28 protein-coding genes are annotated in these 24,898 nt (G+C 33.9%); 24 read left to right on the top strand and 4 right to left on the bottom strand.

The window, feature by feature from the left end:
• Positions 1-13: 13 nt before the first annotated feature.
• From acoB to lpdA, 3 genes are read left to right on the top strand one after another with little or no spacing between them, the layout of a single operon-like run.
• On the top strand, positions 14-1,048 hold the full coding sequence (acoB, locus tag AC3WVZ_RS12180) for an acetoin:2,6-dichlorophenolindophenol oxidoreductase subunit beta (protein WP_000198898.1): 1,035 nt from the start codon (positions 14-16) through the stop codon (positions 1,046-1,048).
• Positions 1,049-1,075: 27 nt separating this feature from the next.
• On the top strand, positions 1,076-2,275 hold the full coding sequence (locus AC3WVZ_RS12175) for a dihydrolipoamide acetyltransferase family protein (protein WP_000257766.1): 1,200 nt from the start codon (positions 1,076-1,078) through the stop codon (positions 2,273-2,275).
• Between the two features lie 15 nt (positions 2,276-2,290).
• Complete coding sequence (lpdA, locus tag AC3WVZ_RS12170) at positions 2,291-3,670, top strand: dihydrolipoyl dehydrogenase (RefSeq protein ID WP_233936409.1); 1,380 nt, start codon at positions 2,291-2,293, stop codon at positions 3,668-3,670.
• A 77-nt stretch (positions 3,671-3,747) separates the two neighbouring features.
• On the opposite strand, the gene AC3WVZ_RS12165 is transcribed toward lpdA, so the two are convergent.
• Positions 3,748-4,344, bottom strand: a complete 597-nt coding sequence (locus AC3WVZ_RS12165; RefSeq protein ID WP_233936407.1) for a hypothetical protein — start codon at positions 4,342-4,344, stop codon at positions 3,748-3,750.
• Positions 4,345-4,564: 220 nt separating this feature from the next.
• Here AC3WVZ_RS12165 and AC3WVZ_RS12160 point away from each other — a divergent pair, with 220 nt between their 5' ends.
• Positions 4,565-5,188: a DUF4085 domain-containing protein gene (locus AC3WVZ_RS12160; protein ID WP_000873453.1), complete on the top strand. Its 624-nt coding sequence runs from the start codon at positions 4,565-4,567 to the stop codon at positions 5,186-5,188.
• 147 nt (positions 5,189-5,335) lie between these two features.
• Positions 5,336-5,935 carry a class I SAM-dependent methyltransferase gene (locus tag AC3WVZ_RS12155; protein ID WP_233936406.1) on the top strand — a complete coding sequence of 200 codons (600 nt, stop codon included), beginning with the start codon at positions 5,336-5,338 and terminating at the stop codon, positions 5,933-5,935.
• Between the two features lie 64 nt (positions 5,936-5,999).
• On the opposite strand, the gene AC3WVZ_RS12150 is transcribed toward AC3WVZ_RS12155, so the two are convergent.
• On the bottom strand, positions 6,000-6,497 hold the full coding sequence (locus AC3WVZ_RS12150) for a hypothetical protein (protein ID WP_233936405.1): 498 nt from the start codon (positions 6,495-6,497) through the stop codon (positions 6,000-6,002).
• Between the two features lie 250 nt (positions 6,498-6,747).
• Between AC3WVZ_RS12150 and AC3WVZ_RS12145 the strand changes: the two genes are divergently transcribed.
• The 7 genes from AC3WVZ_RS12145 to AC3WVZ_RS12115 all read left to right on the top strand — a co-directional run bounded on the left by AC3WVZ_RS12145 (position 6,748) and on the right by AC3WVZ_RS12115 (position 13,597).
• Positions 6,748-7,533, top strand: coding sequence for a DeoR/GlpR family DNA-binding transcription regulator (locus AC3WVZ_RS12145; protein WP_000493652.1), 786 nt, complete (start codon positions 6,748-6,750; stop codon positions 7,531-7,533).
• Positions 7,530-8,126, top strand: coding sequence for a GNAT family N-acetyltransferase (locus AC3WVZ_RS12140; RefSeq protein WP_000635671.1), 597 nt, complete (start codon positions 7,530-7,532; stop codon positions 8,124-8,126). Before AC3WVZ_RS12145 ends, AC3WVZ_RS12140 begins: the two co-directional genes overlap by 4 nt.
• Positions 8,099-8,437, top strand: a complete 339-nt coding sequence (locus AC3WVZ_RS12135) for an NIPSNAP family protein (protein WP_000499992.1) — start codon at positions 8,099-8,101, stop codon at positions 8,435-8,437. Before AC3WVZ_RS12140 ends, AC3WVZ_RS12135 begins: the two co-directional genes overlap by 28 nt.
• A gap of 313 nt (positions 8,438-8,750) precedes the next feature.
• A complete protein-coding gene (locus tag AC3WVZ_RS12130; RefSeq protein ID WP_233936404.1) occupies positions 8,751-10,601 on the top strand; it encodes a sigma-54-dependent Fis family transcriptional regulator in 1,851 nt (616 codons plus the stop codon).
• Between the two features lie 114 nt (positions 10,602-10,715).
• Positions 10,716-10,973, top strand: coding sequence for a DUF3977 family protein (locus AC3WVZ_RS12125; protein WP_000873841.1), 258 nt, complete (start codon positions 10,716-10,718; stop codon positions 10,971-10,973).
• Between the two features lie 573 nt (positions 10,974-11,546).
• Positions 11,547-12,644 (top strand): major royal jelly family protein, encoded by a 1,098-nt coding sequence (locus AC3WVZ_RS12120; protein WP_233936403.1) that lies wholly within the window; start codon positions 11,547-11,549, stop codon positions 12,642-12,644.
• A gap of 515 nt (positions 12,645-13,159) precedes the next feature.
• Positions 13,160-13,597 (top strand): NUDIX hydrolase, encoded by a 438-nt coding sequence (locus AC3WVZ_RS12115; RefSeq protein ID WP_000062936.1) that lies wholly within the window; start codon positions 13,160-13,162, stop codon positions 13,595-13,597.
• Positions 13,598-13,632: 35 nt separating this feature from the next.
• Here AC3WVZ_RS12115 and AC3WVZ_RS12110 read toward each other — a convergent pair whose 3' ends face one another.
• A complete protein-coding gene (locus tag AC3WVZ_RS12110) occupies positions 13,633-14,244 on the bottom strand; it encodes a TetR/AcrR family transcriptional regulator (RefSeq protein ID WP_000795497.1) in 612 nt (203 codons plus the stop codon).
• A gap of 159 nt (positions 14,245-14,403) precedes the next feature.
• On the opposite strand from AC3WVZ_RS12110, the gene kynU reads away from it, so the two are divergent.
• From kynU to AC3WVZ_RS12085, 5 genes are all read left to right on the top strand, one after another.
• Entirely contained in the window at positions 14,404-15,690 is a 1,287-nt protein-coding gene (gene kynU, locus AC3WVZ_RS12105) for a kynureninase (protein ID WP_114555513.1), read from the top strand.
• A gap of 2 nt (positions 15,691-15,692) precedes the next feature.
• Positions 15,693-16,322 carry an arylformamidase gene (gene kynB, locus AC3WVZ_RS12100; RefSeq protein WP_065212644.1) on the top strand — a complete coding sequence of 210 codons (630 nt, stop codon included), beginning with the start codon at positions 15,693-15,695 and terminating at the stop codon, positions 16,320-16,322.
• 32 nt (positions 16,323-16,354) lie between these two features.
• Positions 16,355-17,194 (top strand): tryptophan 2,3-dioxygenase, encoded by an 840-nt coding sequence (kynA, locus tag AC3WVZ_RS12095; RefSeq protein WP_000661957.1) that lies wholly within the window; start codon positions 16,355-16,357, stop codon positions 17,192-17,194.
• Positions 17,195-17,313: 119 nt separating this feature from the next.
• Complete coding sequence (locus tag AC3WVZ_RS12090) at positions 17,314-18,231, top strand: serine hydrolase domain-containing protein (RefSeq protein ID WP_233936402.1); 918 nt, start codon at positions 17,314-17,316, stop codon at positions 18,229-18,231.
• Positions 18,232-18,247: 16 nt separating this feature from the next.
• Positions 18,248-18,871 (top strand): Pr6Pr family membrane protein, encoded by a 624-nt coding sequence (locus tag AC3WVZ_RS12085; RefSeq protein WP_000650955.1) that lies wholly within the window; start codon positions 18,248-18,250, stop codon positions 18,869-18,871.
• 52 nt (positions 18,872-18,923) lie between these two features.
• Here AC3WVZ_RS12085 and AC3WVZ_RS12080 read toward each other — a convergent pair whose 3' ends face one another.
• Positions 18,924-19,256 carry a DUF3889 domain-containing protein gene (locus AC3WVZ_RS12080; protein WP_233936401.1) on the bottom strand — a complete coding sequence of 111 codons (333 nt, stop codon included), beginning with the start codon at positions 19,254-19,256 and terminating at the stop codon, positions 18,924-18,926.
• Between the two features lie 145 nt (positions 19,257-19,401).
• On the opposite strand from AC3WVZ_RS12080, the gene sleB reads away from it, so the two are divergent.
• The 7 genes from sleB to AC3WVZ_RS12045 all read left to right on the top strand — a co-directional run bounded on the left by sleB (position 19,402) and on the right by AC3WVZ_RS12045 (position 24,876).
• Positions 19,402-20,181 carry a spore cortex-lytic enzyme gene (gene sleB, locus AC3WVZ_RS12075; RefSeq protein ID WP_001249053.1) on the top strand — a complete coding sequence of 260 codons (780 nt, stop codon included), beginning with the start codon at positions 19,402-19,404 and terminating at the stop codon, positions 20,179-20,181.
• A gap of 15 nt (positions 20,182-20,196) precedes the next feature.
• Positions 20,197-21,537, top strand: coding sequence for a germination protein YpeB (gene ypeB, locus AC3WVZ_RS12070; RefSeq protein ID WP_233936400.1), 1,341 nt, complete (start codon positions 20,197-20,199; stop codon positions 21,535-21,537).
• A gap of 26 nt (positions 21,538-21,563) precedes the next feature.
• On the top strand, positions 21,564-22,160 hold the full coding sequence (locus tag AC3WVZ_RS12065; RefSeq protein ID WP_000854053.1) for a YhcN/YlaJ family sporulation lipoprotein: 597 nt from the start codon (positions 21,564-21,566) through the stop codon (positions 22,158-22,160).
• Between the two features lie 106 nt (positions 22,161-22,266).
• Entirely contained in the window at positions 22,267-22,623 is a 357-nt protein-coding gene (locus tag AC3WVZ_RS12060; RefSeq protein ID WP_000976446.1) for a hypothetical protein, read from the top strand.
• A gap of 11 nt (positions 22,624-22,634) precedes the next feature.
• Positions 22,635-23,147 carry a GNAT family N-acetyltransferase gene (locus AC3WVZ_RS12055; RefSeq protein ID WP_002025890.1) on the top strand — a complete coding sequence of 171 codons (513 nt, stop codon included), beginning with the start codon at positions 22,635-22,637 and terminating at the stop codon, positions 23,145-23,147.
• Between the two features lie 104 nt (positions 23,148-23,251).
• On the top strand, positions 23,252-24,307 hold the full coding sequence (locus AC3WVZ_RS12050) for an aromatic acid exporter family protein (RefSeq protein WP_233936399.1): 1,056 nt from the start codon (positions 23,252-23,254) through the stop codon (positions 24,305-24,307).
• Positions 24,308-24,339: 32 nt separating this feature from the next.
• Positions 24,340-24,876 (top strand): DUF1697 domain-containing protein, encoded by a 537-nt coding sequence (locus tag AC3WVZ_RS12045; RefSeq protein ID WP_233936397.1) that lies wholly within the window; start codon positions 24,340-24,342, stop codon positions 24,874-24,876.
• Positions 24,877-24,898 lie beyond the last annotated feature (22 nt).

Raw genomic sequence — 24,898 nt, 5'->3', positions numbered from 1 at the left:
AGGGTGAAAAATTATGACTAGAACAGTAAGTATGTCAACTGCAATTAATGAAGCGATGAAAATCTCAATGCGTCGTGATGAAAATGTAATTTTAATAGGTGAAGATGTTGCAGGAGGTGCACAAGTTGATCACCTGCAAGATGATGAAGCTTGGGGTGGTGTTCTTGGTGTTACGAAAGGACTTGTACAAGAGTTTGGCCGAAATCGTATATTGGATACACCAATTTCTGAAGCGGGTTATATGGGAGCTGCGATGGCAGCTGCTGCAACTGGGTTACGTCCGATAGCTGAGTTAATGTTTAATGATTTTATCGGTAGTTGTCTTGACCAAGTATTAAACCAAGGTGCGAAATTCCGTTATATGTTTGGAGGTAAAGCAAAAGTACCCGTTACAGTACGTACGATGCATGGCGCTGGTTTTAGTGCAGCAGCTCAACATTCACAAAGTTTGTACGCATTATTTACGAGCATACCAGGTATTAAAGTTGTTGTTCCTTCCACACCGTATGATGCAAAAGGCTTATTATTAGCGGCAATTGAAGATGATGATCCAGTAATCTTCTTTGAGGATAAAACACTTTACAATATGAAAGGTGAAGTGCCAGAAGGATACTATACAATTCCATTAGGAAAAGCAGATATTAAACGGGAAGGTTCTGATGTAACAATTGTCGCAATCGGAAAGCAAGTTCATACAGCGCTTGCAGCTGCAAAGCAATTATCGAAAAAGGGGCTTGAAGTAGAAGTAATTGATCCACGATCTTTATCACCACTTGATGAAGATACTATTTTATCATCTGTTGAAAAAACAAATCGTCTTATCGTCATTGACGAAGCGAATCCTAGATGTAGTATTGCAACAGATATTGCGGCAATTGTAGCGGATAAAGGTTTTGATTTGTTAGATGCACCTATTAAACGAATTACAGCACCACATACACCTGTTCCGTTCTCACCACCACTTGAAAAGTTGTATTTGCCAACACCAGAAAAAGTAATTGAAACTGTATCAGAAATGATTGGAGACCAATCTTTATTACATGTGTAATAAAACGATGAGAAGGGAGAGAGAGACATGGCTGTAGAAGTTGTAATGCCGAAGTTAGGTATGGCGATGAAAGAAGGTATTATTACGAGCTGGAATATTAAAGCAGGCGATAATGTAGCAAAAGGAGAACTAATTGCTAGTATTAATTCAGAAAAAATTGAAACGGAAATTGAAGCGCCAGCTGATGGTACGGTACTTGATATAGCTGTAAGTGAAGATGAAGGAGTGCCGCCTGGTACTGTAATTTGCTACATCGGTAAACCGAATGAAAAGGTAGAAATGCAGGAAAGCACACATGTTGTAGAAGAAAAAACATCTAATATAGAATTACAAAATGTACAAAATCAAGAAGCAAATGGGAAAGAAGTATCGAAGCAAAGAATTAAAATTTCACCTGTAGCCAAGAAAATTGCAAAGTCTGAAAATCTGGATATCAAGGCATTAGTTGGTACAGGTCCTGGCGGAAGGATTACAAAGGCAGATGTATTAAAAGCACTTGAGGTAAGAGGAATCGTTCCGGAAATATCTGAACAAGAAGAAAGTAACGTGATTCCTGTTACTGGTATGCGTAAAGCCATCGCAAATCGTATGCACGCAAGCTTAAAAAATAGCGCACAATTAACGTTAACGATGAAAGTAGATGTAACAGATTTAGTTGCTTTACATAAAGAAATAGCGAAAATTGTACAAAAAAGATATGATAATAAATTAACCATTACGGATTTTGTCTCGCGTGCTGCTGTATTAGCACTTGGAGAGCATAAAGAAATGAACAGCGCTTATATAGATGATGCAATTCATCAATTTGAACATGTGCATTTAGGCATGGCAGTCGCATTAGAAAAAGGGTTAATCGTTCCAGCTATTCGCTTTGCAAATAATTTATCTTTAGTAGAGTTGTCTAAAGAGATTAAGAATGTGGCACAAAAGGCGCGAGCAGGTAGCTTAAGTAGTGATGATATGCACGGAACGACATTTACAATTAGTAATTTAGGTAGCTTTGGTATTGAATATTTCACACCGGTATTAAATACACCTGAGACTGGCATTTTAGGTATTGGCGCAATTGAACATGTTCCTGTATATAAAGGGAAAAAATTAAAAAAAGGTAGTATGTTACCTTTAAGTTTAACATTCGATCATCGTGTACTAGACGGTGCACCAGCAGCTGCATTTTTACGCACAATTAAACATTATTTAGAAGAACCTATAACAATTCTTTTATAAAGAGAAGGTGAGAGAATGAGTAAACTAGTTGTAATTGGAGGCGGACCAGCTGGCTATGTAGCAGCAATTACCGCGGCTCAAAATGGCAAAGATGTCACTCTTATTGATGAAGCTGACCTTGGCGGAACATGTTTAAATGTTGGGTGTATGCCGACGAAATCACTGTTAGAAAGTGCTGAAGTACATGATATTGTGAGAAAAGCGAATGATTATGGAGTTACGCTTAATACAGGAAGTATATCAATTGATTGGGATCAAATACAGGCGAGAAAATCACAAATCGTAATGCAACTTGTCCAAGGAATACAATATTTAATGAAGAAAAATAAAATTAAAGTTGTAAAAGGAAAAGCGAAATTCGAAACGGATCATCGTGTGCGAGTTGTACAAGGAAATAAAGAAGAAGTAGTTGATGGAGAGAGCTTTATTATCGCATCTGGTTCCGAACCTACAGAATTACCATTCGCTCCGTTTGATGGAAAATGGATTTTAAATAGTAGCCATGCCATGTCTCTTGAGAGTGTACCATCTTCATTGTTAATCGTTGGTGGTGGTGTAATAGGATGCGAGTTTGCAAGCATTTATAGTAGACTTGGCACAAAAGTATCGATAGTTGAAATGGCACCGCAATTACTACCTGGTGAAGATGAAGATATCGCGAATACTTTAAGAGAGAAATTAGAAAAAGATGGGGTGAAAATTTTTACGGGAGCAGTTTTAAAAGGTTTAAATAACTATAAGAAGCAAGCTTCATTTGAATACGAGGGAATTACTCATGAAGTAACTCCAGAATTTGTTCTTGTTTCTTTAGGAAGAAAACCACGAGTGCAACAATTAGGATTAGAAAAGGCAGGGGTTCAGTTTTCAAATAAAGGGATTGCTGTGAATGAACATATGCAAACGAACGTATCGCATATTTACGCAGCTGGTGATGTGATTGGTGGAATTCAGCTTGCTCACGTTGCCTTCCATGAAGGAACGACAGCAGCATTACACGCAAGCGGAGAAGACGTGAAAGTAAATTATCACGCTGTGCCCCGTTGTATATACACAGCTCCAGAAATAGCTAGTGTCGGGTTAAGTGAAAAAGGTGCAAGAGAACAATATGGTGATATTCTCATCGGAGAATTTCCTTTTACAGCGAACGGAAAAGCTCTTATTTTAGGAGAACAAGTAGGGAAAGTAAAAGTCATTGTAGAACCTAAATACCAAGAAATTGTAGGGATTTCTATTATCGGTCCTCATGCAACTGAACTTATTGGTCAAGGAACCGTAATGATTCATACAGAAGTTACCGCTGATATAATGAGAGATTATATTGCAGCACACCCTACTTTATCAGAAGCAATTCATGAAGCGTTAATGCAAGCGGTAGGACATGCTGTACATGCTTAAATGGAAATATAATAAACCACTATTCTCTAAACAAATAAGAGAATAGTGGTTTGATTTTTTATTAATAGAATATCTTATTATTTTTTAATTTCAATCGCTGAAGTAATATCGTTCCAATCAGGAGCTAAATTAGCAGTTTTACCGTACCAATCAGCATGTTTAAATAAAACGCCTTTTCCATATCCTTGTGTTGAAGTGTGCTCCCAAAGTGTCGTTGAATAACTTGCAGAAGGTGACGCTGTACTTACAGAAGAAATTCTGTCATTCCAGCTAGATGGTAAGTTTTTAAAGCCGCTACTCCAGTAAATATATTGGCCACCTTTATCTTTATGTTCATAAAAATCAGTACTACCAGCACCGCTACCTAAAGGATTAATTTTATTTTTAATTGCTTTTTTATCCTTTGCAATATACGCATCTAATGTTTCACGGCTAGTAAAACCATAAGCTAGCCAATCTCCATTTTCATTTTGCTTAGGTAATACCATAGTAATTTGGATATCTTTCTTATCCTGATCACTTAATTTTGCAAAGGAATTAACATTTTGTTCATCCACTTTTAAATAATCAAATGACTTAATTGTGTTACTTTTTTCTTCAGCACTTACCGCACCTAGTCCTCCAGTTAGTGCAAAACCCGCTACTAATGTCCTTGCTACTAATTTCTTCAACATATAACCATCCCTTTTTGTTTGAATTTTTGTACAGGTGAATCTTGTACAGCTAAAATGTATTCTAATTTTATACTTTTGTAAATATTCTGAAGTTTTAGAAATAATAGGCGGAATATTTACATTTTTACATTATTTCTTTAGAAAAAATGGTTATTGGAATGATATAATAAGTGGATGTATTGCTTTTACTGGATGTAAAGATATTTTAGGAGAGGTGTCATTGAAATATTTTACAAGAGAATGGTATAAAAAAATGCAAGTTTTAGAATTTGTAAGTTTTATAGAGTCTATAAAAGAATGGTCGGAAATGGATATACAAAGTTTAAAGGAAGAAATAGAGGAAAGGAAAATAGATTTATTAAAATTCCTTCCTGAATCGATATACTCAATTATACAAAACATCACAATTAATTCAGAATATCCATCAGGTGAACTGAAAAAACGTATGCAAGAGTGGACAACAGATTATGAGAAAAGAATGGCACAATTAGATCAATCATACGTAGAATATTTTAATTCCATTGAGAAAAAACTTCCGTCAAATGTCGCTCAGTTACACAAGACATCACTACACGATAGTGTAATTAAAGTAATAAAGAGAGAATCAGAAGATACTTTATCTATCGTATTAGATTGCAGTGGTACTTTTAGTGAATTTGATAAACTTGAAGTAACCTTTATAGGAGTAACAAATTGTTCTATGCCGGAAAACTTTGAAAATGCTTGGTGGTTATATCATGAAATAGCTCTTACTGAAGATGGTTTTGAACTAGGTGTTTTATTTGACTGTCCATTTAGAGAAGTGACGATTTGTGCGACAGATGTATTACTTGTGAATAAATAATTTTTTATGGAGCATTACAAACGTTTGACATAATAAAAAAATAAAAGTGGATTTTTAATCTGCTTTTATTTTTAAATTAATTAAGGATAAAAAGACTCTTTGATATCTTTAATTGTAGTTAGAAAATGATATGAAGAAGGAGAGAAGATGATGACTAAATTTTGGAATGATCGATATAAATCAGATGAATATTTTTACGGGGAAGAACCTAATACATTTATTAAAGAACAAGCATTTCGTTTAGCAAATCACAATAAAGTAATAGCTTTCGCGGAAGGAGAAGGTAGAAATGCTGTATTTCTAGCAAGACAAGGGAACGAAGTAACAGCTATTGATTATTCGGAAGATGGATTAGAGAAGACAAAAAAATTGGCAGAGAAGCATAACGTAAACGTGCATACAAAAAAAGTAGATTTATTAGCTGATAGTTTGCCAGAAAATGAATATGATGCAGCAATTATGGTATTTGGACATTTTCATGATGATTATAAAAAAATGATATTAGGTAAAATGATACAAACGATAAAGCCTGGTGGTTTAATTATGTTTGAAGTTTACTCAAAAAAACAAATAAACTATGGTACTGGTGGACCAAAAGATGTTGATATGCTGTATGATCCAATTGATACCCTTACTTGGTGTGAAGAACATAAGGTAATTCATTTCTTTAATGGCGAACAAGAGCGAATTGAAGGGAAAGGGCACACTGGTTTAGCTGATGTTATTCAAGTTGTTATTAGAAAATGAATATAAGTGTTAATGAAAGTTAAATGTATGAATGTAAAAGACCAGTCATGTAAGACTGGTCTTTCTATTTAGATACTAAATTATCAAGCTTCCAATATGTATCTGTTAACGGCGCTGCTTTGCTATCTATGTATAAACACATATTATTTAAATCTTTTGGTGAAGTTTTCAGTTCAAATACAACGTCAGTAGTTAAAGAGAACTCGTGTGGAACATTTTTATAGTGCTCGTCATCTATCGGATGAGCTTCACCTTCATATTTCTCACCAGTTTTTTCATCTTGTATGAAATATTTTATTTCCGAAAGATCAATAGTTTGTCCATCGTCTCGAACATTATTAATCATAACACGAGTAGTAAGGCGCCGCTCTTTGTCTATTTTTTCAAACTTTGCATTCTCAACTGTCGCTCTATAGTATTCGTTTTTAACTATTTCTCCATAGTGCATTGCATTCTTTTCGAGAGCGCTCTTTTCTTGTTTTGATGTAGTATTGCTATTACATCCTGTTAATATTCCAGTAAATAACAATGCTGTACATGTCGTTTTGATTAATGATTTCATAGTAATCCCTTTCTGTATTAAAAAGTAAAACATAGGAATAATTTTACATCAATAGGAAGGTAAATGGAAGTGTTTTTGCGTAATATACAGATATACATTTATTTGGTTGTCAAGTTAACAGGATAGAAAGAGGGAGAAGACTGTATAAAACGGAATAAATAAGAATTGAAAATATTGTAAAACGGAAGAGGCATGCATATAATTAAAATAAAGTTTAAGTTTCTGAACCTTCAATAACGGTGGTGATAACATGTTTACTGAAGAACGTCGAGAGAAAATTTTAGAACGACTTAATACAGATGGAAGAGTAATAGCAAAGGATCTTGCGGAAAGATTTGATATGTCTATTGATTCTATAAGAAGAGATTTGTCTATTATGGAAAAGGATGGTTTATTAAAAAGAACGCACGGAGGTGCAATTGAACTTACGCGAGTGAGAAACTTAGCTGCGGAACCAACTAAACGTTATAGTGATAGCTCAATATATGAGGACACAATTGCAAGAGTTGCGGTATCTTATATACAAGAAGGTGATTCAATTTTTATTGGCGGGGCTCCCGTTCATAATGCGATGCTGAAATATTTACCGGAAGTATCATTTACGGTTATTACGAATTCTATAGAAATAGCTGGTTATCTACGAGAATATAAGAATATTGATACGTATTTAATTGGCGGAAAAGTAAAACCTTCAGGGAATATTACTGATACACTTGCCTCTGAATTGATAAGTAGATTTTCTATTGATCTTTATTTCTCCACAGGTGGAGGCATTTCATTACAAGGTATTAGTACTGCAACACCTGAAGTTGCTTATTTTAGTAAAAGAGTAAGTGAAATTGCTAGAAGAAATATTTGTTTAGTTCCGCATAATAAACTTGGAATAGATTGTTTTATAAGAGGAGAGTCTCTAAAAGAAATTGACATTATTATAACTGACGAAGAGGCTAGTAAAGAAACTGTTCAGGACTTTGAGAAACAAGGTAAACAAGTTGTAATAGCGCCATTATATTCATTTGAAAGGAGTTTGACATGATTGTAAAAGAGCAAGAGTTTCATATAAATGGATTAACTTATACAATTCGTTCTGCAGCTGAGAAAGATGCTGACCAGTTATCGAAAATTAGAGTTCAGATTGATGGAGAAACTGAAAATATGGATAGAGATGCTGGAGAGGGATTTATAGATAATCTAGGATTTCAAAAAATAATAAAAACAGATAGTGAAGAGACGAAGAATCTCTTTTTAGTTGCAGAAGTGCACAATCGAATCGTTGGATTTTCAAGGTGTGAAGGATCAAATTTTAAGAGATTATCTCATAAAGTGGAGTTTGGCGTTTGCATTTTAAAAGAGTTTTGGGGATATAAAATGGGTAAGAGCCTATTACAACAATCTATTAAATGGGCTGACGAAAATGCAGTAAATAAAATATCTTTACAAGTATTAGAGACAAACGAGAAAGCTATTCATCTGTATAAAAAATTAGGTTTTGAAGTAGAAGGCATTTTGAAAAATGACAAAAGACTATCGGATGGAAAGTATTATAATACGGTATTGATGGGAAGATTTACTAATACTTTTCATGAAAGAGGTGAAGAAGTATGTTTTACAGAAGGAAGTACTATGTAGTGAAAAATGAATTCATAGAAGTATTTAATGATCATTTCAATAATACGAACTTACCTAATCAATTAAAGCATGGTTCTAGGCTAATAGGACGCTGGATGAAAGATAATAAGAATGGTACGTCTGAAGTATTTGCCATATGGGAATATGATAGTTATGAACAGTATAATGAAATAGAATCGAAAATTAGAAGTGACGAGAGGCATATTAAAGGAATACATGAATGGTATGAAAACCATGGCGGGAAAGAATATGTTTTACAGGAGTACATAGTAGAGATGAAGAATGAAGAGTTAGTATGTACTGTAAAGTAACAGAGGGGTGAGGGATAATAGAAATTAAAACAAAATTATATTTTAGTTTAGCATCCGCTATTTTATTTGCAATAGCCGTGATTGTTTTCTTTATAAATGGTAATCCACAAAAGTGGTTTTGGTTATGTATTTTGTTTGCGTCCATTATACAAAATATAGTGCTACTAAAAAAGAATAAAGAAGTGCATTAGGATATTCAAATTATTAACATATTTGTGTCGTATTGCTAGTTGTATTGAAAACGCTTTTATTCAGTTTTATAATAAAAGTATGTTTTATAAATCTCCAAAACAATTAAAAGGGAGATGATACAATGTTAGCTTCACCGTTTTACTTACATGCATGGAAAAAGTTTGTTAATGAAGGTGTTCTTGATTCAAATCGCATAAATGAAAGAATTTCAGAATCGTGGCATCGATGTAAACAGGCTAATGTTAATCCTCACATGAATAAAGGTCAGAAAGTTTTGTCTTCTAATATTTTTCGAGAACAAAAGAAAAAGAGTGAAATTTTCCTTGATATAGCATTACCCCAAATACAAAATTTGAGAAAAACCATTGATGAACTACAAATGATGGCATTATTAATCGATCCAGATGGTTATGTTCTATCCTTAAGTGGAAATAAACAAACGTTAAAGCGAGCGAAACATATTAATTTTATTGAAGGTGTAAAATGGACGGAAGCAACTGTGGGGACAAACGCAATAGGAACAGCGCTAGAAATTGAAGAAGCTATTATGATAAGTGGTACTGAACATTACTCCGTGGCATCTCATAGCTGGAGTTGTGCGGCTGCTCCCATTCATAACGATGACGGGAAATTAATTGGTATTCTAGATTTCTCCTGTCCAATTGAATTTTCACATCCATATATGCTCGGTATGGTAACTTCAATTGCACATGCGATTGAACGTGAATGTAGCATAAGGGTTCATCAAAATGAATTACACTTAATCCATCGTTTTTTAGATGTCATTGATAGTGATGAACAAGTAGTTATTTGTAATCATCGTGATGTTATCGTTTCTGCGAGTAAGAGCGTTCGGGAACGAGTAACTAATTGGTCAAGAATGAAACTTGAAGATTTAGTGCACCATGGATTGGAAACTAAATTAGAGATACCGGTATATAGTAATGAAAGAATAATCGGGAAATGTATGTATTTAAAGGAAAACAAACAAATGAATACATATTCTGCTTTCACATTTATAAAAGGAATTACTTTTCCAGGAGTTACCGGGACAAGCAAAGCATTTCAACACACACTAGAAGAAATTAAGCTTGTTTCACCGACTGATGCTAGTGTGTATGTATGTGGTGAGACAGGAGTAGGAAAGGAATATGTCGCGAGAGCGATTCATGAAAATAGTCCAAGAAAAGACGGGCCCTTTATAGCTGTTAATTGTGGTTCTTTGCCTAAAGAATTAATGGAAAGTGAATTGTTCGGTTATGCTGAAGGTGCGTTTACAGGTGCGCGACGTCAAGGGTATAAAGGGAAATTTGAACAAGCGAATGGAGGAACATTATTTTTAGATGAAATTGGTGAAGTACCACCAGAGATGCAAGTAGCCTTATTGCGTGTTTTACAAGAACGCACAATAACTCCAATAGGAAGTTCAAAAGAGGTACCAGTAAATATTCGTATTATTACTGCCACACATAAAGATTTACTAAGGTTAGTAGAAGAAGGGAAATTCCGTCAAGATTTATATTATCGTTTACATATTTATCCACTATATGTTCCATCGTTAATAGAAAGAAAAGAGGATATTCCATATTTTATACAACACTTTTGCGAACGGAAGAATTGGAATGTTGTATTTCCGAAGAGTATTTGTAATCAATTTTTACAACATACATGGCCCGGAAATATTCGAGAACTAGTAAATGCATTAGAACGCATTTACATTTTGTCGCAAGGACGGGAAATATGCGAAAAACAAGTCGCTTTTTTGATACAAACAATGATGGGAAATCAACAACAACTTGAGTTACAAGTTGAAAATAAAACCGAACATACATTGAATTTTCGCGAAAAAATACAGCGTGATAGCATGATTGAAGCATTACAAAAGACAAACGGAAATGTTTCATTAGCTGCAAAACTATTAGATGTACCCCGTAGTACATTTTATAAACGAATGCAAAAATATAAGTTATAAAGTAGATTTTTGTAATCTACTTTTTCTTTGTGGGCTCATGTTCTGTCGGAATGTGCGCTTACCGGGGAAATAATAGAATTGTTAGAAGGGAAATTTCCTAATGGGGGTTAGTGTGTGAAGTACATTGAAATTGGAATCGGGAATAGGTGGTTCGTTCGAACGGAAACTGAAAATAAAGATGGAACTGAATTTGAAGAACGAGGAATTATAAAACCTATTTATTTTGAGTCTTTATACATACGTATTTGGTTTCGGAAAACTTGTTTTATTTTTGATACGAAAGAGGGGTTTAAGAAAGATAAGAAGAGGAGGGTTGAATATAAATTTATAGTTGGAATTGTCAGTAGACTGGATAAAGAAGAAGTGGGCTAACATACGTAGTTATATTGGACAGGAAATTCTTTTGACTTATATCAAATTCATGAAAAGCACATTTACTAAATATAAATTGTTAATAAAACCACTAAAAATTATTATCAAGACCTAAAAGCTAAAAATCCTAAAAAAATAAAGGTGAGCGCATATTATACATGACTAATATGTACTCACCTTTATTTTATTGTTCAATTAAAGGGCCAGATTGTTGAGGAAACAGGAATAATAAGAATACTCAAAATACTGTTTGTGAAGTGTTACACTTAAACTAACGGGCAGTTTAGCTTAAGTACATTTTTTCACAAATTTAAATGGGGAAATTTCCCCATTTTTTATACCAGCTTAACGTTGATTCGGGAATATTGAACTTCGCTACCTGCTAATTGAATTCTACTTCATCTGGAGACCTTTAAATTAAAATGCTTCCTTTCTTCTGACAGACTTATTAAATTTCGAAAACAATCAATTCAATCATCTTTTCGTATAGAAAAACTTATTAAGAAACATGCACTAGAAAAAATATAAATCATATATAGGAGATATCCCGTTTGAACGCTTGAGGAGGATATTATGAAACCTATGTTACCTAGTGAAAAATATTTCGGTAATTTAGAACTAGTTTATGCATTTTATGGGGCTATGCCTACAGGTGTTACTGTTTCAGAAACCGGTCGTATTTTCATTTGCTTTCCGAAATGGGGAGACGATGTTAAATTTACGGTGGCGGAAATTTTTGAGGATAAATTGCAGCCTTATCCTAATTTACAAACCAATTTGGCTAACCCCGAGAATATCCCAATGACTTTCATCAGTGTCCAAAGTGTAGTTGCTGATGGAAGGGGAACGCTTTGGATATTAGATACAGCGGCACCCAATTTTTCTGAACCTATTAAAGGGGGAGCAAAATTAGTCGCTGTTGATTTAGAAACCAATACAATAAGAAAAGTATATACCTTTACAGAAGATATTGTCCTGCCTACAACTTATCTGAATGATGTCCGTTTTGATTTTCGTGTTGGAAAAGCAGGTTATGCCTATATAACGGATTCTTCTTCGAGAGGACCAGGAGCTATTATCGTCGTAGATTTATCAAATGGAAACGCGTTTAGACGGTTAAATGGAGCAAATTCAACTTCACCCGATACCTATTTTTTACCGAAAGTAGAAGGTCAAATTTTAATGAATCGAAACAAAGACGGTTCAACTTCTCCATTTAGGTTGGCGTCTGATAGTCTTGCGATTTCTCCCGATGGAAAGATATTATTTTTTGCTCCACTAACCAGTCGGCATTTGTTCTCGATCTCAACAGAAGCCCTGAGAAACAGAACGATACCGGACATGAATTTACCTTATCATGTGGAGTATTGGGGAGAAAAAGGTGCGTCTGATGGAATGATCACTGATGCAAAGGGAACTGTTTATGCTGGAGATTATGAAAACAACAGTATCCGTAAGATATTGCCAAATGGCATAATGGAAACTATCGCACATGATCCGAGAATTTTGTGGCCGGATACTTTTTCAATTGGTCCGGATCAATATTTGTATGTCATTGTGAACCAATTACATCGACAGCCTAGATTTCATTATGGAAAAGACTTACGACAGAAACCTTATAGTTTACTTCGTATCAAAATTGATGAATTTCCTGCTCCGACCTTTTCATAATAAAAATAGTCAATTAATTGTTTTCATTGATAGAAAATGATCAAACTTTTTTATAAAACCAAAACATAAACCTGCTGGATAAGAATCCATTTTGATCAATCTTTTTCAAAATGGATTCTTTTTATTTACCATAGAATACGGGTTAACACGATATTTTTAATCAAACTTTATTTTAAAATTACGAAGAAACTCATGAATGTTTTAAAAAATATGGTGAAGTAGTAATACCCGAACTTATGAGTGAAATTAATGAAAAGTTAAAATGGGATGTTGTTAGTTATGTAGATCATAAGGAGTATGCTTTATGGCCACTACTAAAATATTTTAAAAAGATAATTAAACAAGATTCACAAGAATGGAAAACGCGAGGTTTAGAACTGTATAAATTATCTAGTGTAGCAGATATAAAGGGGAGTAATTTTCTTATCCTTTCTATATAGAAATTGCTATTGGTATTATTATACAATAGGTGTCAGAAAATACAGTTGTTTATTATTGGAGTGGGAGAGAATTATATGTCGATGTCGCTATATTATAAAAAAATCCGTGAGCAATTAGGCCATGAACTAATTCTAATACCGAGTGTAGCTGCTGTTATAAAGAATGGGCAGGGAGATATTTTGTTTCAATATCCTGGCGGGGAATACTGGAGTTTGCCAGCTGGAGCGATTGAACCTGGGGAAACTCCAGAAGAAGCAGTAATTCGGGAAGTATGGGAAGAAACAGGATTGAAAGTACGAGTAAAAAAACAAAAAGGGGTATTTGGAGGGGAAAGGTTCCGTCATATATATCCGAATGGCGATCAAGTAGAATATATTGTTGTTGTGTTTGAATGTGAAATTACTAGTGGAAAACTGAAATCGATAGATGGTGAATCTTTAAAACTACAATATTTCTCATTTTCTGAAAAGCCTACTTTAGCGCTACCATACCCAGATAATATATTTTTATAGATGTAAAATAACACACCTTCCTTATTGAAGGTGTGCTATTTATATAACCCGGTCGTATACATCTCCGTTAACGTATACACAATTTCCTCTAAGTTAATCTTTTTATCATTTTGCGTAATAGTCCAAAGAAACGATTCATTCATCGCGAACCAACTGCGTGCTACAATCTCTTTATTTAAATTAGGTTGTGCTAATCCACTTTCTTGAGAGTGAGTAATATCCTGTTTAATACTTGTTATAAAACGTTCCCGAATCTCATCCCATTTTTGCCGTATTTCTCTTGATAATCCTATCGCTTCCTCTACAACTTGCAAAATAGCGCGTTCTTCATCTGCTAATTGCAGGAATGCTCTAACTTGATTTTGGATCATTATACGTGCTTCCTCTTTTGTTTGTGGAGAAAAAGAGCGCTCAGCGATATTATAAAAACGATTCATAACATCTTCCATTAAACTAATTAGGAGATCATCTTTGTTTTTGAAGTATACATATGCTGTTCCGTAACCAGTTTCTGCATGTTTAATAATTTGTGTAATTGTCGTTTTTTGAAATCCATTATTTATAAAAATAGTGTAACCAGAGTGTAATAGTTTCTTCTTCGTTTCTAAGGAGCGGTGTTTTCTTGATGAAAGAGTAGGGTTTTTCAAAGAATCACCTCTTTATACTGAAATATCTGAAAATATAACTGTATTGTAAAAGAAGTTCATATATAAAGTCAACTGACATAATATCATTGACGTTGTATCAATTAAGGTGATATATTTCAATTAGTTAGAATAAAAAGAAAATTAAGAGAAGGTGACACCATGTATAAAGAACCATTTCAACCAACTTATGAGTATGCGCTTGAATGTGATAAACATGATGAACTGAAAGATTTTCAAACTGAATTCTATAAAAAAGAAGGTACTATATATTTAGATGGAAACTCATTAGGGCTACTTTCAAAAAGAGCAGAGAAATCATTACTTACGTTGCTAGATTCGTGGAAAGAGTATGGCATTGACGGCTGGACAGAAGGTGAGCACCCGTGGTTTTTCCTTTCAGAGAAATTAGGTAAACTTACAGCCCCTCTTATTGGTGCTTTACCGGAAGAAACTATTGTAACCGGTTCTACAACTACAAATATACACCAAGTTATTGCGACGTTTTACGAACCAAAAGGAATACGTACAAAAATACTTGCGGATGAATTAACTTTCCCATCAGATATTTATGCACTTCAAAGTCAAATTCGTTTAAAAGGATTAGATCCAGAGGAGCATTTAGTAAGAGTGAAAAGCCGAGATGGTAGAACACTTTCTGAAGAAGATATTATCCATGCGATGGAAGATGATATCGCTTTAATTTTATTACCTTCTGTTTTATATAGAAGTGGTCAAATTCTTGATATGAAACGTTTAACAACGGAAGCTCATAAACGCGGCATTCATATCGGATTTGATTTATGCCATTCAATAGGATCTATTCCGCATCATTTCAAAGATTGGGATGTCGATTTTGCTGTTTGGTGCAATTATAAATATTTAAATGCAGGACCGGGTGGCGTTGCAGGAATTTATGTGAATAATAAACATTTTAATAGACTACCAGGGTTGTCTGGATGGTTTAGTTCTAGAAAAGATAAGCAGTTTGATATGGAGCATACATTAACAGCTGCTGATCATGCAGGTGCTTATCAAATTGGTACACCGCACGTTTTAAGTACAGCACCATTAATTGGTTCACTTGAAATTTTCAAAGATGCTGGTATTGAACGTTTACGTGAGAAATCTTTACATATTACGAGATACATGCTGAATTTAATTGGACATGAATTAAAAGATTTCGAATTTACAATTGGAAATCCATTAGAGGATGAAAAACGAGGCGGGCACATTTATTTAGAGCATGCAGAAGCAGCACGTATATGTAAAGCACTAAAAGCAAATGGAGTAATTCCAGATTTTAGAGCGCCAAATGGGGTGAGACTGGCGCCGGTCGCTTTATATAACACATACGAAGAAGTGTGGAAATCTGTACAAATATTAAAGAAAATTATGAAAAATGAAGAGTATAAGCAGTTTGAAAATAAGCGAGAGGTTGTGGCATAAATATGAAAACATCAGAGTGGATTGATATTTCACAACCGCTAAATAATAATATTGCAACGTGGCCAGGAGACACACCGTTCTCGTATGAAGTTTCATGGTCAAAAGAAGAAAGTGGCTCAGTAAATGTCGGAAAGTTAACGATGAGTATTCATACAGGCACTCATATTGATGCACCATTTCATTTTGATAATGATGGAAAGAAAGTATTGGATTTAGATGTTCAAGTTTATGTTGGCCCAGCACGGATTATTGACGTTTCTAATCTTGAAAGCATCGGGAAAAAGGAATTAGAAAGCTTTCATTTAGAAGGTGTAGAACGATTATTATTACGTACATCTTCACATGGGAAAGCTGAAGAATTTCCAGAGGTGATCCCTCATTTACGTGCAGACATAGCGTCGTTTCTTTCAGAGAAAGGTATTCGTTTAATCGGAGTAGATGTACCATCAGTTGATCCGCTAGATGATAAAGAATTAGCAGCGCATCATCAATTATTTAAACATGGAATTCATATTTTAGAAAATGTCGTACTAGATCATGTAGCAGACGGTGATTATGAACTTATTGCATTACCACTTGCATTAACTGATGCAGATGGAAGTCCAGTTCGAGCCGTTATTAGATCAATATAAGTAGAATCATATAAAAGGGGCGTTTGGCTAATATGAAAGAAAATGAAAAAGTAATTATGGAAAAAGGGATTCATACGGATTTTAAAGAGAATATGACGTATGGGGAGTATTTACAATTAGATAGTTTACTATCTTCTCAAAAAAGATTATCGGACCATCATGATGAAATGTTATTTATCGTTATTCATCAAGCAAGTGAGCTTTGGATGAAGCTCATTTTACATGAGCTAAATGCGGCGATTGAATCTATTAAACAAGATAAATTACAACCAGCTTTTAAAATGTTAGCACGTGTATCAAAAATTCAGTCTCAAATTATTCAATCTTGGGATATTCTTGCGACATTAACACCATCAGAATATATTGAGTTTCGTGATTCACTCGGTCAAGCTTCAGGTTTTCAATCGTATCAATATCGTATGATTGAGTATGCACTTGGCTATAAAACGCCACACGCATTAAAAATTTATGAAAAGGATCCAGAATTACATGCACGACTTCATAAAGCGCTACATGCACCAAGTCTATATGATGTCGCGATTCAAGCATTAGTAAAAGAAGGATTCCCTATTCATAAAGATGTATTAAACCGTGATATTACGCAGCCTTATGAAGAAGATGCAACAGTAGAAGCAGCATGGTTGGAAGTGTATGCGGATGTGAAAAAATATTGGAATTTATATCAGCTTGCTGAAAAATTGATTGATATTGAAGACTGGCTACAACAATGGCGTTTCCGTCATATGAAAACAGTAGAAAGAATTATTGGACATAAAATGGGTACAGGTGGATCCTCCGGTGTTTCTTATTTAAAGCGAGTACTTGATCAACAATTCTTCCCAGAGCTTTGGAATGTTCGTACGAAATTATAAAAATAAACCTGTCAGTTCATTATGGCTGACAGGTTTATTTTTATTTGAGCGCAATTATGTTTAAAATGAAGGAACAAGATATAATAAATGGAGTAACTATTTAAATGGAGGTAAAGTTTTTGGATTTCAAGCAACTAGAAAATAAATTCGAAAAGAAAAAAGTGAATACATTTCTTGTTTATCAAAAAGGGGAATTAACAACGGAGTATTATAAAACACCCGAATGTGCAAATAACTTATATAAAATAAATTCGATTACAAAAAGTATCGTATCTTTATTAATTGGTATTGCAATTGATAAGGGCTATATAAATGATATACATACATCAATTACAGAGTGGATTGAAAATGTACCTGGGGAAAAACATGATTTAACGCTATATCACTTATTAACAATGACTACTGGTGAGGACTGGAAAGAGTTTGGGAATGGAGTAGTATTCCCAAATGACTTTGTAGAATCAGAGAACTGGGTACAGTACATATTAGAAAAGCCAATAATTGAAGAACCTGCTACAAAAATGAATTATAATTCAGGTTCTTCTCATTTACTGAGCTATATTATTCAAGAAGCTACTGGAATGTCGACAGAGCGGTTTGCAAAGAAATATTTATTTGATCCATTAAAAATTAACGAATACGAGTGGCAACAAGATCCGCAGGGTATATATGTAGGTGGCTTCGGTATGAAAATGAAATCTACCGACTTATTAAAATTAGGAAAATTATGTTTGCAAAATGGATATTGGAATGAAAAAGAAATTGTATCAGCGAAATGGTTAGAAGAGTCAAGTAGGGCGCAATTTGAAACATATGAACATGTCGGCGCATATGGATATCACTGGTGGGTATTACATAACGAAAGATTTCCCATACCGTATTGTATATATTTCGCTATGGGATACGGCGGACAATACATCGTTATCATTCCTCAATTAGAAGTAGTATCTATTATAAGTAGTCATATGCCAAAACGTGGGCTCGTTCCGTTAAATTTATTTATTGAGCATGTACAGGGAAATTCTAATTATATATAAGAAAAGGAGGGAATGTATGAAAGATGAAAAAATTTTATCTTTATTTAGACTATGTTTAAGCCTTCTAGCATTTAGTGCAATCATTACGCAATTTATAATACGGGCACAAGTGAAACCGTTCAATCCAGTTAACTTTTTTAGTTTCTTCACGATCGAAAGTAACATTTTAGTTGCATGTATTCTCCTTTTAAGTAGTATCGGAACAGCTACATTTGGTCGATCAGAACAGTTTGGTATACTTCGTGGTGCAGCAACGGTATACATACTTACGACTGGACTCATTTATTTTTTATTATTAAGAGGGTTAGAAGAATCACTTCAAACGGCAATACCATGGGTAAATACGGTGTTACATTATATCATGCCAATTGCTATGCTTTTAGATTGGATATTAAATCCACCAAATAAGAAAATCACTTGGAAACAAGCTTCAAGTTGGCTCTTATTCCCGTTTTTTTACGTTGTATATAGCTTAATTCGTGGTCCAATCGTGAATTGGTATCCTTATCCATTTTTAGATCCGAGAATAGGTGGATATGGTAGAGTACTTTTATACAGTATAGGGATAGCAGTTGTAATTGGAACTATTTGTATATTGGTAAGATTTTTAGGGAATCGATATTTTAGAAAAGAATTTTAGAAATGAAAGAAACCCGGCTGTTATGAATCTAAATAGCCGGGTTTCTTTCATTTTATCTACTCGTCTTCTGAAGCGACATTTTAATAAATTTCTCCGTCTTCGTTTCAAATTCCACATCAACAAAAACACCATATTCTTTTCCGTCTTCACGTAGCCACAATTTGAATTTTTCAACTGTTATTTGAACGGTTTTTGGTTTTCTACCTATATGAAGGTAATCAATAATCTCTGCTTTTGGGTACTTTTCTTTCGTTTTCTCTACAGCAAGCTTACCCCATTTTGCATACGGCGGCTGCGCATGAACAATTGATGAGCCTGTATATACATTTGAACATGTTGTTAGGAACAGAAGGACGAGTGCGACACGCTTTAACAAATTCTTCATGATGAACTCCTTTTATCCTTTTTTTATATTGTTTACATTTTCTTTCTACGATATTAGTTTGGATTTTTTTGTCTTCTTTACATAAAAGCGAGGCTTTTACAAAACATAACCAAGAAATCATTTACATAATTAAGGAGGGAAAATTATGCGCCAAAAAGCTATTTTTAAAATAGCGGTTTTACTTGCGTTCATAGGACTGTCTTTAATGGTCAGTAGTATACAACTAAAGAATGTAGAAGCATTTTCTAATCAAGTCATTCAAAGAGGAGCATCGGGCGAAGATGTCATTGAACTGCAATCTCGTTTAAAATATAACGGATTTTATACGGGAAAAGTAGATGGTGTTTTCGGATGGGGTACATATTGGGCACTTCGGAATTTTCAAGAGAAATTTGGATTACCCGTTGATGGTTTAGCTGGAGCTAAAACGAAGCAAATGCTCGTGAAAGCAACGAAGTATGACAAGTCAACTGCTAATAAAGGGACGACAACGAATAAAGGAAATAGTGGTGGCACTGCACAAGAGAATAAACCACCTCAAAATAAAGGGACAAATGTTCCGAATGGTTATTCTCAAAATGATATTCAGCTTATGGCAAACGCAGTATACGGAGAATCACGCGGTGAACCATATTTAGGACAAGTTGCAGTAGCTGCTGTTATTTTGAACCGTGTTACAAGTGCGTCATTCCCAAATACTGTTTCAGGTGTAATCTTTGAACCTAGAGCATTTACAGCGGTAGCCGATGGACAAATATATTTAACACCAAATGAAACAGCAAAAAAAGCAGTTTTAGATGCGATTAACGGATGGGATCCAACAGGAAATGCTTTATATTATTTCAATCCAGATACTGCGACTAGTAAATGGATTTGGACTCGTCCACAAATTAAAAAAATCGGTAAACATATTTTCTGTAAATAGAGCGGAGGTGGGACAATGTTACGAGGTATTATCATTGTATTATTAACAGTCGGTGTAGTAGGAACAGGCTATTGGGGCTATAAAGAGCACCAAGAGAAAAATGCGGTTTTAATTCGAGCGGAAAATAGCTATCAACGTGCATTCCATGATTTAGCATACGAAGTCGATTTATTACACGATAAAATTGGCACAACACTTGCGATGAATTCACGATCATCTTTATCACCTGCATTAGCGGATGTATGGCGTTTAACATCTGAAGCTCGCTCAGATGTAGGACAACTACCTTTAACATTAATGCCATTTAATAAAACGGAAGAATTTTTAGCGAATATCGGTGATTTCAGTTACCGTGCAGCCATTCGTGATTTAGAAAAAGAGCCGTTAAATGAGCAAGAATATAAAACGCTACAAACTTTATATTCAAATGCAGGAAATATACAAGATGAACTAAGAAAAGTACAACATCTTGTTTTGAAAAATAATTTACGCTGGATGGATGTAGAAATGGCACTTGCATCAAATCGCGATCCAGCAGATAACACAATTATTGATGGATTGAAAACTGTAGAGAAAAACGTAACATCATATTCTTCTACAAACTTCGGACCGACCTTTACAAGTGCGCAAAAAAATAAAAAAGGTGGATTTGAAGCGGAAGGAAAGACAATTTCTAGAGATGAAGCGGCGAAAATTGCCAAATCGTTTTTGAATTTAAAAGGAAATGAAAAAGTAGATGTTGAGAAAAGCGGAAAAGGTGCGAAAGAATCCTTCTATAGTGTGAAAATTAAAGATGAAGCAACGAACAATGAGTTCTATATGGATATTACCGGAAAAGGCGGATATCCAATTTGGGTTATGAATAACCGCGAAATTAAAGAACAGAAAGTTAGTTTAAACGATGCAGGTAGTAAAGGTTTGAAATTTTTAAAGGACCATAAGTTTAATAATATGGAGCTTTATGATAGCTCTCAATATGATAATGTTGGTGTATTTACGTATGTAGTAAATGAAAATGGAGTACGAATTTATCCAGAAGCAATCCAAATGAAAATTGCTTTAGATGATGGTTCTATCGTTGGGTTCTCCGCAAAAGAATATTTAGCGTCACATCAAAAGCGAACAGTTCCATCGGCAAAGCTAACTGCAGCAGAAGCAAGAAAGAAAATCAATCCGGATGTAAAAGTCATGGAAGAACGTAAAGCTTTAGTAGTCAATGATTTGCATAATGAAGTGCTTTGCTATGAATTTATAGGCACTTTAGGAAAAGATACGTACCAAATATTCATTAATGCTAATAGCGGGGCCGAGGAAAAGGTAAAGAAAATGCAAGCTGTTGAAAAAATTTATGATTAAACCTTAATAGTGAAGTGGTGAAAATAATGAAAACTCTAATATATATATTGATGCTTTGCTTCGTTATAACTGGATGCAGTATTGGAAAAAAAGACAATCCAAACGAAAAGCCGGAACAAAAAAATGTTTCAATGAAAAATGTTAATTATACGAATAAATCAAATAAGCCAAATGAAAAAGCAGCAGATCATTTAGCATCTTTAGCAGCAAGTGTGCCAGGTGTGAATGATGCAACAGCGGTCGTTGTTGGAAAATATGCTATTGTAGGTATTGATGTAAAAGCAAAACTTGATCGAACTCGAGTTGAATCAATTAAATACTCTGTTGCAGAAAGTTTAAAAAATGACCCTGACGGTGCTAATGCAGTCGTTGTAGCAGATGTTGATACGTATGAACGCCTCAAACAAATCGGAAAGCAAATTAAAAAAGGAAAAACAGGTGAAGGTATACTAGATGAATTAGCCGCTATTGTGGGCCGAGTAATGCCACAAGTTCCAAATGATATGATAGAAAATAGAGAAACGAATCCAATTAAAGATAATGATAAACAATTACCAAAAGATGAAGAACAAGAGTTAAGAAAAGAACAGGATGATCAATCAAATAATCATTTGAATAAATGAAATTAGCCTCGTACTTAATTGTACGAGGTTTTTAAATATAATATTAAATATTCAGTTTATTTTTAAGGGAATATATGGTTTAATTATCATGGGAGGGACAACTGTTATGATGAAAAAAAGCGCATGTATATTGTTTAGTTTATGCTTAGGTTTCAGTATGACAGCGTGTGAACAGAGAAAAGAAGTGAAAAACCAAACAGCAACTTCTTCTACTGTGATGGAAAGGCAACAGAAAGAGTCTATCAATATAAATCATTTCTCGAGTATAAATGAAGGAATGACTTATACAGAAGTGAAAGATTTAATTGGTTTTGAAGGAGATTTACTTATAGAAGAAGGGGTAGAGCATTCTACACAAATTAAACAAATTTTTGCTTGGAAAGGGAACGATCCAAATTCATTTGTTGAAATTACCTTTTTAGATGGAAGAGTGCATTCAAAAGCACAGCAAGGTATAAGTTAATAAGCTGAAAAATGGGAGAGTTTAGCATGAACATACACACAGGGGAAATTCAATTAGCTCCGTATAAGGAGAAATATAAAGAAGTTATACAAACATTTACTTTACCAAGTGAACAAGTTCAGTTTACATCAGATCCAAGCGCATTACTGGAGAAAGCAAAAAGTGATTATACAAAAAATGTGATTGTTATTTTAGATCACAATGGGGTACCGGTGGGTCTTTTCGCATTGGAAACGGGAGATAGAGTAAAGGAGTTCACAGATAATGAGGATGCTTTACTTTTAACGTCATTTTCTATTAATCACAATAGACAAAGAAAAGGATTCGCTAAAAAGTCATTGTTATTATTAGAAGAGTTTGTAAAACGTTATTTTCCAATAAAAAATGAAGTTGTACTTGCTGTGAATGAAAGAAATATTCCTGCACAAAATTTATATGCAAAAGTTGGTTTCCAAGATAAAGGTTTTAGAAGAATGGGACCAATTGGCCAACAAATAATAATGCATTTACCTATAATGAAATAATGAGATAGAAAACTTACTCTTGAATATTCAAGTAGTAGGTTTTTTTATTTTAACAATATATAATATATGTATATAAAATGAAACAGGAATGAAGGATATAAAAAATGAATCAAGATAGAAAATGGAATATCGTTGGAGGAAGAGTGATTAAAACTGGAATTGCAGTTTTTCTTACAGTGTTAGTTTGTGATTTTTTTAACATCCCAACTATTTTTGCTGTAATAACAGCAATTGTTACAATTGAACCAACTGCAACAGACTCAATAAAAAAAGGACTTATTCGCTTTCCGGCCTCAACAATTGGATCGGCATATGCCATGACTTTCACATTTTTCCTAGGCCACCAAGCAATTTCTTATGCATTAGCTGCAATGTTTACGATCGTTACATGTCAAAAACTAAGGTTACATGCGGGAACTTTAGTTGCAACTTTAACTGCCGTAGCAATGATTCCAATTACGGCAAATCATTATTTTACTGCATTTTTAATTCGTTTAGCTACTACATCTACTGGTATTATAGTATCTACTTTAGTGAATTTTTTCATTTTTCCACCCCACTACACGAAAATGATTTTTGGATGTACAGAGGATCTATTTGCTAAAACAGCAAATATTATGGAAGAATGGATTACTGCATTAGTTGCAAGAAAAGGTGTGAAAAAGGAGACTGCTCAGGATTTATCTAAATTGACTTTATTATTGCATAAGGCGATACAATTTGTTCAATATGAGCAGAAAGATTGGAAATATCATCAACATACAAAGAAGGAAATGAGAAGCTTTTTAACGATGCAGAAGCAACTTCATATATTACAGCAAATCATTTACCATATAGATAATTTAGCTCGGGTATCAATTGAGACTTGTGACTGGTCACAAAGTGAAAGAGAAATATTACAACGAACAATTCATTCTATAATTGCTATATTGAGAAACCGTTGTAATGAAATTGATGAGGAACATTTCAAACTTATTGCTGAATTAGACAAGCAATTTTGGAGTTATAAAAATGATTTAAAAGATTATAAACCAAATCATTATCATCACCATTTTTCAAGTGAATCTATTATTTTATTTGAGGTATTATCTATTCATGATATGTTAGAAGAATTAAAACAAATATCCGAGAAATATGAGTGGGAAAACCGATTCAATTGATAAGTTCATTTTACTGTGGGGGGGGGGATAATATGACATTTTATATTGCATTACTAAGAGGAATCAATGTCGGTGGCCATAAAGTAATCAAAATGGCTGATTTAAAACGAGTGTTTGAATCAATAGGGTTAAAACAAGTGAAAGCATATATACAAAGTGGTAATATTGTGTTCGAATCTGAGGAAGGTATAAACTTTCTAAAGGACCAAATACAATCTGAAATAAAAAAAGAATTTGATTTCGATGTTCCAGTCATGCTAAGAACACATGATGAATTTATAAATATTATTAAACAATGTCCATATGAAGTTCATTCATTGTTAGAAGGAGAAAGTGTTCATATTGCTTTTTTAGCTAATGTACTTTCTGAAGAAGAGAGTAGTCAATTGCTTACATTTAAAAGTGAACTTGAAGATTGCTATATAGATGAGAAGGTCGTTTATTTATTTTTCAAAAATAGCATTCGAAATTCTAAATTAATGAACCAGTTTCAGAAGTTACATACACCAGCTACAGTTAGGAATTGGCGGACTGTGAATAAATTAAAAGCAATTGTAGAGATTATGTAAATATAAAAAGATGAGGTTTTCT

The sequence above is a fragment of the Bacillus sp. CPT56D-587-MTF genome (assembly GCF_058792335.1).
The sequence above is the reverse complement of the archived record's forward strand: the minus strand, read 5'-3'. Positions and strand labels throughout refer to the sequence as shown.